This is a genomic window from Sodalis sp. RH16, from assembly GCF_047324245.1.
GTDB classification, from domain to species: Bacteria; Pseudomonadota; Gammaproteobacteria; order Enterobacterales; family Enterobacteriaceae; genus Acerihabitans; species Acerihabitans ligni.
The window spans coordinates 1,892,894-1,909,245 of sequence record NZ_CP178737.1; the positions used below are offsets into that span (position 1 = coordinate 1,892,894).

General features: G+C 57.2%; 9 protein-coding genes. 2 read left to right on the plus strand and 7 right to left on the minus strand.

Annotation, left to right across the window (positions count from 1 at the left end):
* Positions 1 to 53: 53 nt before the first annotated feature.
* The 7 genes from ACL2XJ_RS08610 to ACL2XJ_RS08640 are packed head-to-tail and all read right to left on the minus strand — an operon-like array spanning position 54 to position 11,702.
* Positions 54 to 1,055 carry a glycosyl hydrolase family 8 gene (locus ACL2XJ_RS08610; RefSeq protein WP_132923982.1) on the minus strand — a complete coding sequence of 334 codons (1,002 nt, stop codon included), beginning with the start codon at positions 1,053 to 1,055 and terminating at the stop codon, positions 54 to 56.
* Positions 1,056 to 1,069: 14 nt separating this feature from the next.
* On the minus strand, positions 1,070 to 1,540 hold the full coding sequence (gene bcsD / locus ACL2XJ_RS08615; RefSeq protein ID WP_413726236.1) for a cellulose biosynthesis protein BcsD: 471 nt from the start codon (positions 1,538 to 1,540) through the stop codon (positions 1,070 to 1,072).
* Between the two features lie 11 nt (positions 1,541 to 1,551).
* Positions 1,552 to 5,490: a cellulose synthase subunit BcsC-related outer membrane protein gene (locus ACL2XJ_RS08620; protein ID WP_413726237.1), complete on the minus strand. Its 3,939-nt coding sequence runs from the start codon at positions 5,488 to 5,490 to the stop codon at positions 1,552 to 1,554.
* 48 nt (positions 5,491 to 5,538) lie between these two features.
* Positions 5,539 to 8,076, minus strand: coding sequence for a cellulose biosynthesis cyclic di-GMP-binding regulatory protein BcsB (gene bcsB, locus ACL2XJ_RS08625; RefSeq protein ID WP_413726238.1), 2,538 nt, complete (start codon positions 8,074 to 8,076; stop codon positions 5,539 to 5,541).
* Positions 8,077 to 8,091: 15 nt separating this feature from the next.
* Entirely contained in the window at positions 8,092 to 10,191 is a 2,100-nt protein-coding gene (gene bcsA, locus ACL2XJ_RS08630) for a UDP-forming cellulose synthase catalytic subunit (RefSeq protein WP_132923979.1), read from the minus strand.
* A gap of 15 nt (positions 10,192 to 10,206) precedes the next feature.
* The gene (gene bcsQ, locus ACL2XJ_RS08635; RefSeq protein ID WP_132923978.1) at positions 10,207 to 11,010 is read right to left on the minus strand and encodes a cellulose biosynthesis protein BcsQ; all 804 of its coding nucleotides are present in this window, start codon (positions 11,008 to 11,010) and stop codon (positions 10,207 to 10,209) included.
* A complete protein-coding gene (locus ACL2XJ_RS08640) occupies positions 11,001 to 11,702 on the minus strand; it encodes a hypothetical protein (RefSeq protein ID WP_413726239.1) in 702 nt (233 codons plus the stop codon). The genes bcsQ and ACL2XJ_RS08640 overlap by 10 nt, the downstream gene beginning before the upstream one ends.
* A 763-nt stretch (positions 11,703 to 12,465) precedes the next feature.
* On the opposite strand from ACL2XJ_RS08640, the gene hmsP reads away from it, so the two are divergent.
* A complete protein-coding gene (gene hmsP, locus ACL2XJ_RS08645) occupies positions 12,466 to 14,472 on the plus strand; it encodes a biofilm formation regulator HmsP (protein WP_203524547.1) in 2,007 nt (668 codons plus the stop codon).
* 300 nt (positions 14,473 to 14,772) lie between these two features.
* Positions 14,773 to 16,266, plus strand: a complete 1,494-nt coding sequence (locus ACL2XJ_RS08650; protein WP_413726240.1) for an insulinase family protein — start codon at positions 14,773 to 14,775, stop codon at positions 16,264 to 16,266.
* The last annotated feature ends 86 nt before the right edge of the window (positions 16,267 to 16,352 follow it).

A 16,352-nucleotide genomic window follows, 5' to 3' on the forward strand; every position in this document is an offset into this window, starting at 1 on the left:
AATAATAAAGCGGGCAGAGGCCAATCTCTGTCCGCTTTTTTTTGCCCCCTAGGTTACTTAAGGGACCAGTACGTCAGCTGGTGCAGGCTGGCGGAGTAATAATCCTCTTGCGACAGGATGTTGTCGGTGACCTGGGCCTGATTTCCCATAATAGCGTCCCGGATGGCCAGCATGCCCGGCGTCAGCATGTAATTGGGCTTTTCGCCGGTGAGCACATCCACCCAGGCCGGGGTGCTCAGACGGTCGAACTGCCGCCAATAGCCGACATAGGGCCCCAGGGCCAGGCTCCTGGGCTGCGCCCAATTGATGTAGAGGGGAATGCGAACGGCATCGAAGCTGAAGCGGGCGGGCTTGTTATCCGCCGGAGACAGGGTTTTATCCGATCTTAGGGTGACCCAGTCGGTGGGCAGCTGCGGGTCGCCAAAACGCATCTGCGCCAGCAGCTTCAGGCCGTCGGTGGATAAATCATTCCAGGTTTTCAGGTGGCCCTGCTGATAAAACGCCTGCCAGGCCGGGAAGATGAAATAGGAGGGATTGAGCGTTATCGCGCTGGTTTGATTGAACCCCGTCACACCGGGCAGCAAGACGGTATAGCCGGCGTACCGGATCACGTTGTGTTTGATCAGCGCCTCCTGAAGCTTGCCGGAGGCGGCGATATAGGCCGGCTGCTGCCATTTTTGGCCCGCCAGCAGCAGTGCCCAGGCGATAAGGGTATCGCCGTCGGATGCGGTATTGAGATCCGCCACCGGCGGGGTGCTGGCGGGGTCGTAGCGCCAGGAATAGAGGCCGATATCTTTGCGATACAGGTGGGCATCGCTCCATTTCAGCAACTGATCAAAAGTGGCGCGATCGTTATTGAACACCGCCAGCAGCATGCCGAAACCCTGTCCTTCGCTGTGGCTGATATTGTGGTTGCCGGTATCGATGATCCGGCCTTCCGGCAGCAGAAAGCGGCTTTTATAATTATGCCAGCCCATGGTTTCCCCCTGGGTGGAGCCGGAGATCAAGGCAAAAACCAAACCTATCAGCAGTGCGAAATGGCGAGCGAATTTCATAAAACGACCGTCCCTTATAAGCCGTTACGGTAACTGAACGTCATCACGCCTTCGGCGCTGTCTTGCTGCCAACGCAGCGCAACATGTGATTGACCCCCTTGCGCCACCAGCCATGCGGCGTAGGCGCCTTCCAGTATTGCCGCCAGCCCGGCAATCCATTGCAACTCATCCGCTCCGGCCGCCGCCGCCGGGAAGGCATAATGCTTAAGCGTCAGCGAGGCCTCCGCCGGCTGCAGACGCACATAACCCCAGTGAAAACCGGCCCACAGGCGGTTAAGCTCGTCCTCGAGATCGCCGACGGTTTGCGCCTGCGCCATGGGAAAACGCTGGGCAAGACGGCTGCCCATCAGGTTGAGAAACTGCCGCCGGTCTTCATCGCCGGCGTTCTCGGCGATGCCGGAGATCATAATATCCAGTATATCCTGCCAGCCGGACTGATATTGCCGCCGGCGATAATAGCCCAGCTCGGGAGAAGCGTTAAGCATATCCTGCATTCTTAATTACCACCCAATAAATATTTGAAATATAACAAGGCTGTGCTTTCGGAATAATCGCCGAATGTATCGTAACCCACCTGTCCGCCCACCGTTACATGAGGATTGATTTTATAGCTGCCGTTGGCATGCACATTATAACTTACGCCGTTTTTGCTTTGGGCGTCGTAATAGGCCGCGGTGCCGTAACCCGCCGCCACCAGGGCTTCCAATTCGGATTGCAGGGTGGAATTGCCGGGGAAATAAGCGGTCTTATCCTGGGTGTAGGATTGATAGCCCACCGAGCCCCCCAGGTTCAGATTCCAGTCGTCGTAGGTTTGGTTGTAATTCACCGGCAGCGACACGCTGATATAGTTTTGCGGGCTGAAATACCCCCCCTGGCCGAAGCTGTAATAGCTCAGGTTTTTATCATAATCCATAAAGGTAATATTGACGCCGGTTCGCAGCTCGCTGTTGTCGTCGCGATAAGGGCGCATATAGACGCCCTCTGAGGAGGTGATACCGGTATTGCGGGGAACGTTTTCCCCCACGTAGCTGTAGCCGCCCACCCCGGCATATAATCCGGCGTCGCCGTCATCATAGGAGTACTGGATATAACCGCCGTTCTTGGTCACCTGTCCCCATTTATCGCCGCTGATTTTATCCCGGCTACCGACGTAGGCCAGCAAACTGTCGGTGACCGGCCGCCGTTCAGCGGTGATCGTCAGCTTGCTGAAATTGGTCAGGCTGGGGGACCATTGGAACCCGCCCACCAGGGTGCTTAGATCCTGTCCCAGCGGAGTGGAGCCGATATCCGCCTGATAGCTGTCGCCGCTCAGCGCCAGGTTCACTTCCGTACCGGTGGCTTTTTGCGAGCCGGGGGAGTCGGCGACATAATCGTCCGGGTTGACCGTGGTGGTGCTATCGGTGGTGGAGGAAGTGGTGGTGGTAGTGCTGCTCTGGGTCCCGTCGGCATTGGTGGTGGTGGACGTGGTGGTGGTGGACGTGGTGCTGTTCGCCGCGGCGGCGGTAGCGGCGGCGGCGGTTGCGGCCTCAACCATTCTTGCCTGCTGCAGCGCGCCGGTACCGAAACGGTTGCTGGAGGTGCCGGAGGTGGAGCCGGCGTCCAGTGAGACCGGCGTCACGGTGAGCTTAAGACGGGAGCTGTCGAACGGCACGCCGGAGATCATCAGGGGCGCCTTGACTTCGGTCAGGTTGCTAAGGCCGCTTTCGCCGTCGCGGCTGCGGATACCTATATCCCCCTCCACCCAGGTGGAGGTCGCGTCCTGCTCCTGATCGAGCAGTTGATTGATTTGCTTGAGCGTGCGCTCTGCCGGCGTTTGCGCCCGGACCGGGGTTTGCGCCACGCCCGTCAGGGGCAGTGGCGTCACGGTGTCGGAGCGCTGCCAGGGTAATATCGTGCCGTAGGCGGAGGCGGTACGCGGCGTAGGGGCATCGGTGCTCTTGTTGATAAAAGGATTGTCGGCGATTTCCAGTCCGCCCACCACCGGCGCGCCGCCGGCGCCGGAGGCGCTCATGCCGATAACCTGTCCCTTGGCCGAACGCAGGAGGGCGAGGGCCTGCTGGTGATCCCCTGCCGCTTCCGCAATGCGGGCTTCCAGTATCATGCGATCGACGGTACGCGGTCCCTGCATGCCCGCCACCAGACGCTTGGCGCGGCCGATGTCCCCCTGCGCCAGCGCGGCATTGGCCGCGCCGGTACGGGCATCGTCATTATTGGGCTCTTTGGTCAGCACAAAGTCGTAGACCCGCATCGCCTGCTCGTTCATTTTGCCGGATTGATACAGGCGGGCCATGGCCAGCATCAAATCGACATTTTGCGGGTCGCTTTGCATCGCCGCGATGAGCTTATCGTAGGCGGCGGCATATTGTCCGCGCTCGCGCAAATCGTCCGCCTGCTGGATAACCGAACCCTGCCGGATGCGGCTCAGTTCGGCCGGGGTGCTGCCGGCCACAATCTTCGGATTGTTCAAAACGGCGTCCGCCTCGTCGTTAAGGCCCGCCTGGGTCAGTACGCCGATTTGCGCGGCATAGTCGTCGAGAGTGCCGTTAATCCCGGCCCGCATATTGCCGCGTACCAGGGACACCGCGGTGGCGCTATCCCCCAGCTTCATCAGATCCTGCGCCAGGTTGCCCACGTCGGACGGGGCGGACGGCGGCGTTTGCGCCAGGGCATGCAGCGTGTTCAACGCCGCGGTGCGGTTACCCTGCTGCATGTAAGCCTCGGCGCTGCTCATCTGTTCATTGAAGCTGACGCTGGCGGCCAGGTCGCGCATCGCCCGGTTACGGCGGTTTTGCGGTATCGAGGCCAGCAGTTGGGATGCCACGGACCAGCGCTTGGTTTCACTGGCGAACAGGGCGGCGGCATAGAGATTATCCGCCGGGGCGCCACGTTGGCCGGCGGCGGCCATCAGCGACTCCGCCTGAGCGCTGTTCCCCTGTTTTTGCAGAATGCGCGCCATATCCAGCCGTACCCAGATATTGGACGGCTGTTTTTGCAGCGCCTGCTGCAACAGGTTCAGCGCCCGTTGCGGATCCCCTGCCTGCAGCGCCTGGGCGGCCTGTTGCCGCAACGGATCCACATTGACGCCCACATAGACTTTCGGACGTTTATCCGCCGGAATGGTTTGCAATAACTGCTGCGCCTCGGCGCCTTTATGCTCCTGCTGCAGCGTGTAATACAGCCCCAGCTTGGCATCGGTATTCTGGCTGTCTTTGGCAAGCAGGCCGCGATAAGTCTGCTCCGCCCCCGGCAGGTCGTTTTTTCGGCGCTGCACATCGGCACGGAATAATTCCGCCGATGTGCCCTTGTCGCCTTCCTCCTGCGCCAGCGGTTCACTAAGGGCCAGGGCCGAATTCAAATCGCCGGAGGTTACCGCGCCCTTGGCTTTGTTCAACGCGCCGTAAAAATGCGCGTCCTTGGCCAGGGACGCCCACTGCGCGCTGTTGGGACCGCCCTGTTTCACCGCCTGGTTCAGATAGTTTTCCGCCGCGGCAAAATCGCCGCCGCGCATGGCGATATACCCCAATCCCGCCAGCGCATCGCCGTCATTGGGGTTAGTGGTCAGCACCGCTTCAAACCGGCTGCGCGCCGCGGCGAGATCGCCGCTGTTCAGCGCGGTGTACCCCTGGCCCTTCTCCTGCCCGCCGACGCTTTGCTGGAAATGCGTCAGTACGCCGGCATCGTCTGGATGGCGCTGCATGTAGCTGTCGTAAACGGCTTTATCTTCCGGTTTCGGCGCCATCCAGATGAGCGCCTGGCGCAACGCGCTGTCCGCTTGTTTATTGCCGGCCGCCAGGGGCATCAGCAGGCCGATGCCTTCCCGGCGGCTGCTTTCGTCATAAGTCAGGATACGGCCAAGGGCCGCTTTGGCGGCATTGTCGGTGGGCTGCTGGCTCAGCCGGTCCCGCAGGCCGGCAATGGCTTCGGGGCGGGAGGCGGGTACGCCGGACAGCGTTTCGTAGTACTCCACCGCCAGGCTGTCCAGGGGCTTGTTGCCCTGAAACAGCGTGCGATAGCTTTCCAACGCGCGGGCGGTATTGCCCTGGGCCGCCAATTGACGGGCATTGGCCAGCTGGGTGGGAGAAATGGCCTGCATGACCTTGGCGTTATCAAGATTTTGCAGCCGGGGATCGTTCGGAGAAACCGCCTCCAGCCTTTGCCGCCATTGCTGGGCCTGGGCCCGCTGTCCGCTGCTTAGGGCATAAAGGGCCAGCAGGTAGAGCGCATCGGCGTTGTTGCTGTCCACCGCCAGAATTTTTTGCAGCGATTCTTCCGCCAGTTCGTTATGGGCTTTGTCATGCCAATAGGCGGCCTGTTGCAGCAGGGCATTGATGGCAGGGCTGTTTTGGGCCGCCGTGGCCATGGCGGAAAAGAACGATAGGCCCGCCAGGCCGACCAGGCACAGCGTTCTGAATTCTTTATTTTTGTCCTGTTTCATCTTCTCTTACCCATATGGCCCAGTGGTGCGATCCGTCTTTGAATCCCGTTATTTATTGGCGCTGTTCGCCAGGCGCTTGGCCGCGTGCCGCGCCAGCAGCACGGTCACGCTGCTGCCGATGACGATGGCGAACAGCAGGCCACATAATGAAAGGAAAATAATATGCTGGTTGGCATACCAGATAATCATCATGTACCAGGGCATCTCGCCGCGGGGGAACTGTGAACCCACACTAAAACTCTTGACCCCGTTTTCGCTGCTGATAACCGCAATGTCTCCGCGAATGCCCGCATTAATCGTCAATGACTGCAAATCGGTGTTCAGGGCGGCAAGCTGATCGCTGTCGGTAGCGGTGGCTATAACCACCAGGCGGTTGCCGGGCCACGGAGAAGCGAAACTCAGAAAACCCCGCCAGGCGTCGGTGGAGGCCAAATAGCGATCCGCTTCCACCCCTTGCCGGAAAAAATTGCCGGAGAAATAGCCCTTGAGCTTGTCCGTTAAGGTCTCTGCTTTTACCGACAGTAATCCATTGCGCATTTCAAAGGGCGAGCTCGCGAGCAGATCCCCAATCAAGGCGGTTTGCTTGAGGGAGGAGAAGACCAGAATATCTTTATCCGCCAATTGGGCGTTGTCCCCCTGCAAACCGAGCCGCACTTCAACATGGTTCAAGGGGATGCCGGTGGCGTTGCCGGCGCGGGCGGCCATGGCCAGCAGGGCGGCGATCTCGCCCGCCTCGGGCTTGGCGGGCAACAGCATTACCGTCTCGGAAAAATCCGCCAGGCGGCTGAAGGGAAACGCCGCGCCGACGTAATACGAGAGGTTGGGCAATAAGGTAAAATGGTGTGTCTTGCTCAGATCAATGTAGGAATCGGGATCGATCCGGCTTTTGATATTGTTGCTGGTGAGCAGGCTGCACGGGGCATCCGGTTTCGGTTGCAGGGAGAAGTAGAATTCCAGCTGGTTGTCGCCATAGATAAGGTAGGGCGACAATTGCAGGCTGTAGGATTCCTGGCGGGTATCGCCCCCCAGCTTATGCCAGGCCGTTTCAACCAAACCGCGTTTATTCACCGACAGGCTGCGCAAAAAGGTGCCGTTCAGGGTGATGCTCAGTTGGGAGCGATCCTCGTCAATCCAGCTCTCGGTGGGAAAGCGGTAATCGATTTGCACCGGGAAAAAGTCGCCATCCCACAAGAACAGATCCGGCGCCGCGCGAAAGCCGATGCGGATACCGTCGTGATATAGGCCGTTGACGGTAAGCGAGTCCGTATTTTGCGCCAAATCCTTCAGGTAAACCGGTTTGCTGGTATCAATCCAGCGCGGGGCATCATAGGGTTGCCGCAGCGGAATGCCCTGAGTAGCGACCTGAATAATATCCTGCCGCGAGGGCAAGGGTGAAGAGATGGCCCGGTAAGCGGCCTGACGCAGCTCTTCGCTGTTGCGTCCCACCACCAGCAACAGCTTGTAGACCGGATTCAGCGGGTTATCAATCATTTGCAGGGTGGGGCCGCTGGCGGCGGGCAGGGTAATGTCGCCGATTTTCTCTCCCGGCGCGCCGAACAGTATGCCGTTTTGCACCGGCAGTTCGTTCAAATGCACCGGAAAATTCACGTTACGGTAATTCGACAACAGGCCGAAATAGGACGCCAGCATGGCGGCGGCGGTGACCGCTTCCGGTTTCACCGTCTGACCGAAAATAAACGATACTGAAGGAGATTGCATGGACAGCGGGTCGAAAAAAGGCCGGGGGAAATGGCCCAGATCCCGGCCGATATCCAGTATCTGGCTGCTTAGCTGTATGTGGCTGGCGGGTAAAATGGTGACCCAATATTTATCCGACTGGTTGCGATCGCATTGCAGAGTATTTTCGTCGCTGACGCTGAAGCTGAGGTTGTTATTGCCCACCACCATGGCCGCGGGAATATCCAGCTGGAAGACATTATCCACGGCATTCGCCTGGTTCAGCGCCACATTGCCGAGATCCTGGCCGTTAAGCGTCAGGCGCAGACTGGTATCGCGGGCGGCAAGCTCCGGCGAGACTTTCAGCGCCAGGAATAAGCGCGCGGTGGTGGCCACCTGATCCTGCGGCAGGGTGAAGACCACCCCCGACTGGAGCTGGCCGCCGCTTAAGGTCAGGCCGTTGGGCTGGCCCATGGTGGCGACGTTGATGGTTTCGTCCCGGATGGGGTTTATCTGCGCCGACTGGCCGTCCGCCGCTTGCCCGCCGCTATTGTCCTGGGGCGCGACGCTTATCACCGGCGGCGGAAAATCCATCGGCAGTCCGCCGGCCGACGCGCTGCCGCTATCGGATGACGCGGCGGCACCAGGGGCAGACGCAGGGGTAGCATCGGCGGAAGACCGGGCCGGGTCGGCTGATGCGGCGCCCGCCGCGCCTTGGGCATCAGCGCTGCCCGGCGGCAAAGCCTGGCCGCCGGCCGGTACCGGCAAGGGCGGCAATCGATAGACCGGTTTCGCCGGCTCAGCGTTGTCAGCGCCGTAAGCCGGATTGATTTGGGCAGAAAACCCAAGCCCTCCCATAATGGCAATAACCACAAAAAAACAAGCAATCTTCCCGATACGCTGTGGCATTCGAATTTTTCCGAGTTAAGTCGCTTCACCAGGTCCGGCGGACTTGGCACTCTTTCTTTTCTGGCCGCGTTCTTTCCACGTGTTATAAAACAGTTCAAAAACACAACGGACAATGCTGGCAAAAGAGTGCAGCGGGCGGTCGCGCGGATAGGGCGGCGTTATCCAGGCATCCGCCCGGGCCAGGACCACCCGCACCAGTTCGCGCCTTTTTTCCAACGGCATCTCTTCAAACATCATTCGGATGGTATTGGCATCGGCATCAATCAGGCTGACGGGAATACATACGCTTCCGGATTGGAGCAGCAATTCCACTTCCTCGATGCGATCGCGCTGATAGCGATCGTCGGGCGTGACCAATTTCACTCCGCCCATGGAGAGGTCCAGGGTTTCGGTGCGGGCGGAAATACCGCTGGCGAAGTGGATAATGGCCGGTATTTTGACATCAATGCGGATGGTTTTGCGCACCTGGCGCGTCTCTTTGGCGACCGCTATCGCCGCCAGCAGGATTATGACGCTGAGGGATGCCCAGACGACGTTGAGCAGGATAACGCGCGGATCGACATTAAAATAGTCGTGCATCACCGCGCGCACAATGCCGGCGGCAATGCCCAGCCCCAGCAGAACCGCCACAATCAGATGAGGTTTGACGATATGAAAGTCGAAAAAGCCGACATCCAGCAGCCCCCCCTTATCGGTAACGTTAAACTTGCCGTGTTTGGGGGAAATCAACGTCAGTACCGTAGGGATAATAAGATGGAAAGCCATCACCGTTTCATAGATTTCGCCCCAGAAGGCATAGCGGAAGCGGCCGTTCATGCGGGAATTGATGTAGATGGCCAAAAACAGGTGAGGGAGCACATAGGCAAAAATGGTGCTGGCCGAAGAGGCGATAATATTCTGGTTAAACAGAAGATAGGCCAGCGGCGCGGTTAAAAATACCACCCGCGGCAGGCCATACTGGAAATGCAGCATGGCGTTGAGATAACACAGGCGTTGCTGCCATTTCAGTCCTCGGCCGAACAGTGGATTATCCATACGGAATATTTGCGTCATACCCCGGGCCCAGCGGGTGCGCTGGATAACATGCAGTCCAAGGCGTTCCGTGGCGAGGCCGGCCGCCAGCGGCACCGATAAAAAGGCGGAGTTCCAGCCCAGGCGCTGCAGCTTCAGGGCCGTATGGGCGTCTTCGGTGACGGTTTCCACCGCAAAACCACCGATCTCTTCCAGGGCGCTGCGGCGGATGACCGCGCAGGAGCCGCAAAAAAACGTCGCGTTCCAGTTATCGTTGCCCTGCTGCACCGGTCCGTAGAATAGCGCCCCTTCATTGGGGATATCCCGGGCCGCCGACAGGTTGCGCTCAAAGGGGTCTGGGGAATAGAAATAGTGAGGGGTCTGGATCAGCGCCAGGCGATCGTCAATGAGAAAGCTGCCCACGGTGGCCTGGAGAAAACCCCGGGTGGCGACATGATCGCAATCGAACACGCAGATATATTCGCCTTTGGTAATGGTCATGGCGTGATTAAGATTTCCCGCCTTGGCATGCTTGTTATCGTTGCGGGTAATGTATCCCACGCCGGCGTCGGCGGCGAAAACCGCGAATTCGCTGCGTTTGCCGTCGTCGAGAATGTAGATTTTCATTTTATCGCGGGGATAATCGATGCACTGCGCCGCGAGCACCGTGTCCCGCACCACGTCAAGGCTTTCATTGTAGGACGGCACGTAGACGTCCACCGTAGGCCAGGTCGCCGGATCGTCCGGCATCGGTTCGATTTTGCGTTTCAGCGGCCAGGTGGTTTGCAGATAACCCAGCACCAGGATCAGCCAGGCGTAAAGCTCCGCAATAAACAAGCCAATGCCCAGACCCGCCTCGATAACCGAATTGAAATGCAGCGTTTCGGTGGCGCGCCAGTAGATATAGCGGGTTGACATCAAAAATGACATGACCACCATAATCACGCTAACCAAATGGCTTTTACTGACGCCCAACAGCAGCAGCAAAACAATGCTCAGCAGGCCGAAAACATACTGCTTATCACTGTCCATGGGCGTGATGATGATCACCACCGCCACGGGCAGCAACAATAACAGTAGAAAGGCAAATATCAGCTTATTCATACCTGAACCTGTGCTTTATTTAATGCCTTGATTGGGCGCGGCGTAAAATTCCCCGTCACCCACTTTCACCCCGACGATAGCGGCGACCTTTTTACTGATAAGTTCGATATCAAAGGCAGCGGCGGAAACCGGGCTGAATTCGATGATGGAGCGCTGGGACGCATTGGCTTCCGGCACGCATTCGTCCCGATGGATGATGCCTAATAATCGGTCCCCTAGCCGCTGCTCGAAAAATTGCGAGACATCGCGGCTCAGATTCCGCCGCATATCGCTTTGGTTAACCACATAATATTCGCCGAGCCGGTTATTCATCGCCGAGCCGAGAAATTTATGATTTTCCATTTGCGGCAGCAGCGACAGCGAAGCGGTATCCGCCAGCATCACCACGATATGCAAATCCGCCAGGTTTTTCGCCGCTTTCAGCGCCGGGACCGGGCCGGGAGGGAAATCGGCGATAATCACCAGGCCGGGATAATTCAACACCGTATTCAACCCGCGCTGCAGAAAATGGGGATCATGGCTGACCGCGTTTTCAAATGCCAGCCGCTCTTCCTCCTCAACCTCGCCATAGGGCAGAACAAACAAATTGGCATCCGCTTTCAGGATAAATTGGCTCCAATCTACGGCCGTGGTCGCTTGGGCCACATAACCGCGGGTATCTGAAATAGGGACGCCAAAATGTAAACGCAGCGCGTTTTGCACATCAAAATCGATGACCAGCACCTTGCTGCCGCTTCGGGCAAGCGCATACGCAAGGTTGGCGCTGACGGTCGTTTTCCCTACTCCGCCTTTTGGCGAACAGACACACACTAACGGCATAAAGCGATATTCTCTAATAGAAGTGAAAGGGGCATATCCCGGCCCGGCGCAACTCCGGTCGTCAGTGGGGACTTGCGGTTGAATAATCTACTGAAGCGCATTTCATTGACCGGGGCGGCGGCGGGCTCGCGGCGGCCGATGCCGTCAAAAATCGACGGCCCGGCGGCGGGCTGGGCGCGCGCGTTATCCCTGTTCAAGGGCGACGCCGGGGCGGCGGCGGGCTGCGGAAGCCCGCGGTCGACGCTGTCCAGGATGGACGGCCGGAACCCGCGCTCGCCGTGACCGGAGCCGCTCACCGGCGAAGAACCGGCCGACGGCCTCTCCTCTTCCGCATAACCGGCACCCTGTTCAGCGGAAAGGACCTTGCTCACGGCCGCCATCAGCGGAGAGGCAAAGGAGGGTTCCTTAATGCCCTGGGCATTGTTTTTGCTCAAATCGCGGGGCGATGGCATGGCCGCCGGTTTATCGAAAGCCGAGGCGGTGAATTCCTTATTGGAAACCTGCACCGGTACTGGCTGGGTGGTTTGCCCCTGATCCAGGGGATGATACGGCTCGTCGGCAGCGGCTATTTGCTTGAGGATGGCCCAATTATGCGGAGTATTATGAGGATTATTTTCGGCGATTTCTTTATAATCAATGCCTTCCATATTTAATTTTTCTTTGAACCGCTTAATATCATCATAATTATTCATTTTCAACCTCATAGGTTAAATTTGGACGGCATCCCGCCGAGGCGTCTTTGCAGTAAAGAAAGTTGACGCCGATCGGCTTATCGAGTCTTTTCGGTGGTTCTAGATGATGGATATAACAGATCTAAAGATAAACTAATACATGTCTCATTTTTTTACAAAATTAAATCCGCTGAAACACCGTTAATCGCGTTATCCTCAAACCGGAGCGTTGCCAGGCTAGGCGTGTAAAAAGCATTATTTTTCAGGGTGAAAAATACGTCATTACAAATATAGCCTTTATTCCGAGCAAAATGTCATTATCTGCAAGCCCTAAATAAAAGCCGTGAAAGACGTCGCGAAATGTTAAAGAAAACAGCAAATTCCGGCACGGCGGCAACGCGTTTATTCCCGCGGTCCGTTTTCGCACCGGCCTGATGCTTTCGCGGGTAACCGGCTGGCCGCCACGGTTCCGGTCCGGCTGTCCGGGACTGGAGCGAGGCCAAAGTTTATCCTAAGACAGAATATTCGTATGCATAATGTCAACTTTTACGAGCTCTATAGGTTATACGCACAGTTTGAACGAAATGCTTGTTTTAAAGAACAAAATGCCGCTCAAGATAGTATATATTAATATACATATCTTTACCTATAGACTCGAGCGGCAATCTACGTTGTCAAAAAAGGTCAATCATCTTGGGATGTCCCCGGTACGCCGCGCTGAAAGTTTCGGGGATGAATGCCGTTGCTGGTGCGGCGGGACGGAAGGAATTCTTTGGAGAACAGTTTGCGGATCAGACGCTCATTAACGATTAAACAAATGGCATCGGTGTCAGGCGTGACACTGGTGGTTGTTTGCATCTTTATCGTGATCCAACTGTTCCATTTTGTTCAGCTCCGCCGTGAAGACTATGCCCAGCAGTTGCAAAATATCGCCATGTCGGTGCGACAACCTCTGGCCAACGCGGTGCTTAAAGCGGATGTGCAGCAAGCCGAACGGATACTCGATACCCTTAAACCGGTGGGCATATTAAGCCGGGCGGATGTGGTTTTACCGGATAACTTCCAGGTACTGCATGGGAATTTTCCTCCCGAGCGGCGGGTGCCGGATCTCATCGAATATCTATTCAGGCTGCCGGTGGAGATCTCTGTGCCGCTCTATGCGCTCCCCCATGTTTCCCATCCGCGCGCCCTGGCATCATTGGTGCTTCAGGCCGACTCGTACCGGCTGTATCAGTTTATCGCCAGTACGTTCTCCACCCTGCTGTCTACCTTTATCTTGCTGGCATTGATCATGACCGTGGCCATTACCTGGTGCATGAATCGTCTGGTGGTCCATCCTTTACGGGAAATCGCCCGTGAATTGGAAAAACTCGCGCCTGAGGATACTCCCCGGCACCAGCTTTCGCTGCCGGATATGCATCGCGACGATGAGCTGGGGGTGCTGGTTCGCAGCTATAATCGTAATCAGCAGGTATTGTCCGGCATGTTCGAGGAACTGAGCCGTCTTTCCACCCGCCACGCCGAGACCGCGCTGCCCAACAAGAATCTTTTCACCGCCATGCTGGATTCACAGATGGCCTTGCCGACAAAATCGAAACATTTCTGCTTACTGGCCATCAGTATCGGCACCTTGCAGGAAGCCACCGGCGTAATGACGGAAGCGCAGCGGGGAATCCTGCTGATGACCCTTATCCGGCAGATCAAACAGCATATCAATGAAAACCGGTTTCTCGGCCAGCTTAACCATAATGAATTCGCCATTTTCGATAACGGCATCCAAAATCCGTTCGAAGGGATGCAGTTAGCGCAAAAAATCTTGAAAAGCATCAACGAACCGCTGAATATCGGCAGTCTGTCGCTACGGCCGATGGCCAGTATCGGCATCGCCCTGGGCCAGCCTCTTGATGAATCCGCCCATCAATTATTGCGCCGAGCCACCTCCGCCATGATGTCGGCCCATGACAAAGGCAAAAACCAGATTTTATTCTTCGAGCCCAAGCTGATGGAAATGGTCCATCGGCGTTTGACGCTTGAGAGCACCATCCTCGAAGGCATTGAGTTGGGCCGTTGCAAACTGTTCTTCCAGCCCCAGGTGGATATCCGCAATCAGCAGCTGATTGGCGCTGAGGTACTGTTGCGCTGGCGGCGTGAAGACGGTACCTATTCCCTGCCGCCGGATTTTATCAGCGAGGCGGAAGAGATAGGCGCGATGGTGCCCCTGGGCAACTGGGTGCTTGAAGCCTCCTGCCAGGTATTGGCCGACTGGCGCAAGCAGGGCATCCATATTCCGCTGGCGGTGAATATATCCGCCAAACAGCTGCAGGAAGCCAATCTGGTGCCTTACCTTAAATTGCTGCTGTCGCGTTACGAAATCGGCCCTGCCCAACTGGTGCTGGAGATCACGGAGACCGCCGAGATCGATGAGTTTGAACAATCCCTGCTTTTACTGCGCCAGGTACGCGATTTGGGGATTTTGATCGCACTGGATGACTTCGGCATGGGTTACGCCAGTTTGTATTACCTGGACCGGTTGCGTAATCTGCCCATCGATCTGCTGAAAATAGATCGCAGTTTTATCGAGGGGCTGCCGGAAGATCCGGTCATGCTGCGTATTGTCAGCGCCATCGCACAGGTACTGGCATTACCTGTCATCGCCGAAGGCGTGGAGACCGAGGCGCAACGCCAATTCCTGCTGGAACAGAAAATCGCCTGGGGCCAGGGTTATCTCTTCGCCGAGCCTTTGCCGCAGAAGGTATTCGAACAGCGATTTCTGAATTTCGCCGCGGTGTAAGCCGCCGGCGCGACGCATCCGCCCTTGACTCGGACAAAATAACCGTTTGGTGTCTCAGGCCCGGCTCCGTCATGTCAATGCTTTTGTAAAGCCTTCTTGCCTCGTATTTTCCTGCTGTTTCAACGCGCAAGAGTAATATTTTCTGCGGTACGGTGACATCCGCAAAGGTCCGCGGTCTAACAACATGGTACACTTTGCGCCACACTTTTTTCCGACGGAAAAGTACTGACGATGGAACGCAAGTAGCCGTCTGACTGAGATACACATAATTTAATAGGTAGTTTTTGAGTAGGGGTTCACATGCAGGGCACCGGAATTCGTCTTTTCATGAGTGGAATGTTACTGGCGACGGTGGGTGGCAATGTGCGAGCAGAAGCATTACAACCCGATCCCGCCTGGCAACAGGGTAAACTCATCAATGGCTTCTCCTGGCAAGTATTGACGACACCGCAGCGGCCGAACGACCGGATTGAATTACGCCTGATGGTCAATACCGGTTCACTGGCGGAAAATGCGCAGCAGACCGGCTTCGCGCGGCTCTTGCCCCGGTTGGCGCTGGCCCACAGCGAAAATTTCTCCGCCACGCAGCTCAAATCGTTGTGGCAGCAGGGTGTCGATGCCGGACGTCCGCAAGCGCCGGCGGTCATTTCTTACGATTACACCCTATATAGCCTCAGCCTGCCCAACGGCCGACCCGATTTGCTGCGGGATGCATTCAGATGGATGGCGAACACCGGCGGGCGTCTCATCATTAATCCGGCGACAATACACAGCGCCACGCAGGGAGCCGATCCGGTGGCGACCGCTCCCGACAAGCCCGGCAGCACCTGGTGGCACTACCGCTTGAAAGGCTCGGTTTTGCTGGCGCACGATCCCGGCCAATCGGCCCGGCTACCCGTCAGCGGCCAGCAGTTGCAGCAATTCTACCAGCGCTGGTATACCCCTGACGCCATGACGCTGTACGTGGTGGGCAACGTGGACGGCCGCGGTTTGAACGAACAGATCGTGAAAGCGTTTTCTTCGCTGAAGGGTAAACGGGATACGCCTCCCCCCATGCCGGCGCTGTCGCCGCTGCCGTCTCAACCGGTCAGCCTGATAAGCGATAACGGCAAAGAGGATAGCCTGAAACTGATTTGGGACGCCCCGTGGCAGCCTATCAGGGACTCCCGTTCCCTGAACCTCTACTGGCGCAGCGATCTGGCGCGGGAGGCACTCTATATGCATGTGCAGCAAGCGCTGCAGGCGTCAAAGGACAATAATCTCAAACAGGCCAATCTGCGCTTCGATTGCAATGTCCATTATCAGCGCGCCCAATGCGCCTTTCATATCGATACCCCGGCTGAAAATCTGATGCCCACCATGACTTTTGTGGCCCATGAACTGGCCGGCTTGCGTAATTCCGGGCTTGGCAAGGCGGAATTCGATGCGCTGATGGCACGTAAGACCGGAGAGCTCAGCACGCTTTTTGCCACTTATGCCCGCACCGATACCGGTATATTGATGAGCCAGCGTTTACGCTCGCAGCAAAATGACGTGGTGGATATCGCGCCGGAGCAATACCAGAAATTGCGCAACGAATTTTTGTCCCAATTATCGTTGCCGATGCTGAACCAGGAGCTGCGTAATCAATTATCCCAGAATGCGATCCTTGTCCTTATGCAGCCCAAAGATGAACCGGAAGTCAACATGAAGGCGCTGCAGGAAACCTACGATCATATCATGGCGCCGGGGCCGCAGCCCTCATCCATCGATGAGAGCAAACCGGAAGTCACGGACATCCCGCCGCAGTCCTGACGCATTTCAGCGCGGCCGGGGTGTTATACCGCAGCCGCGTTGTCTACAAGATTGGGCGCTCCTCTCTTCAAAACCGCCGGCAGAAT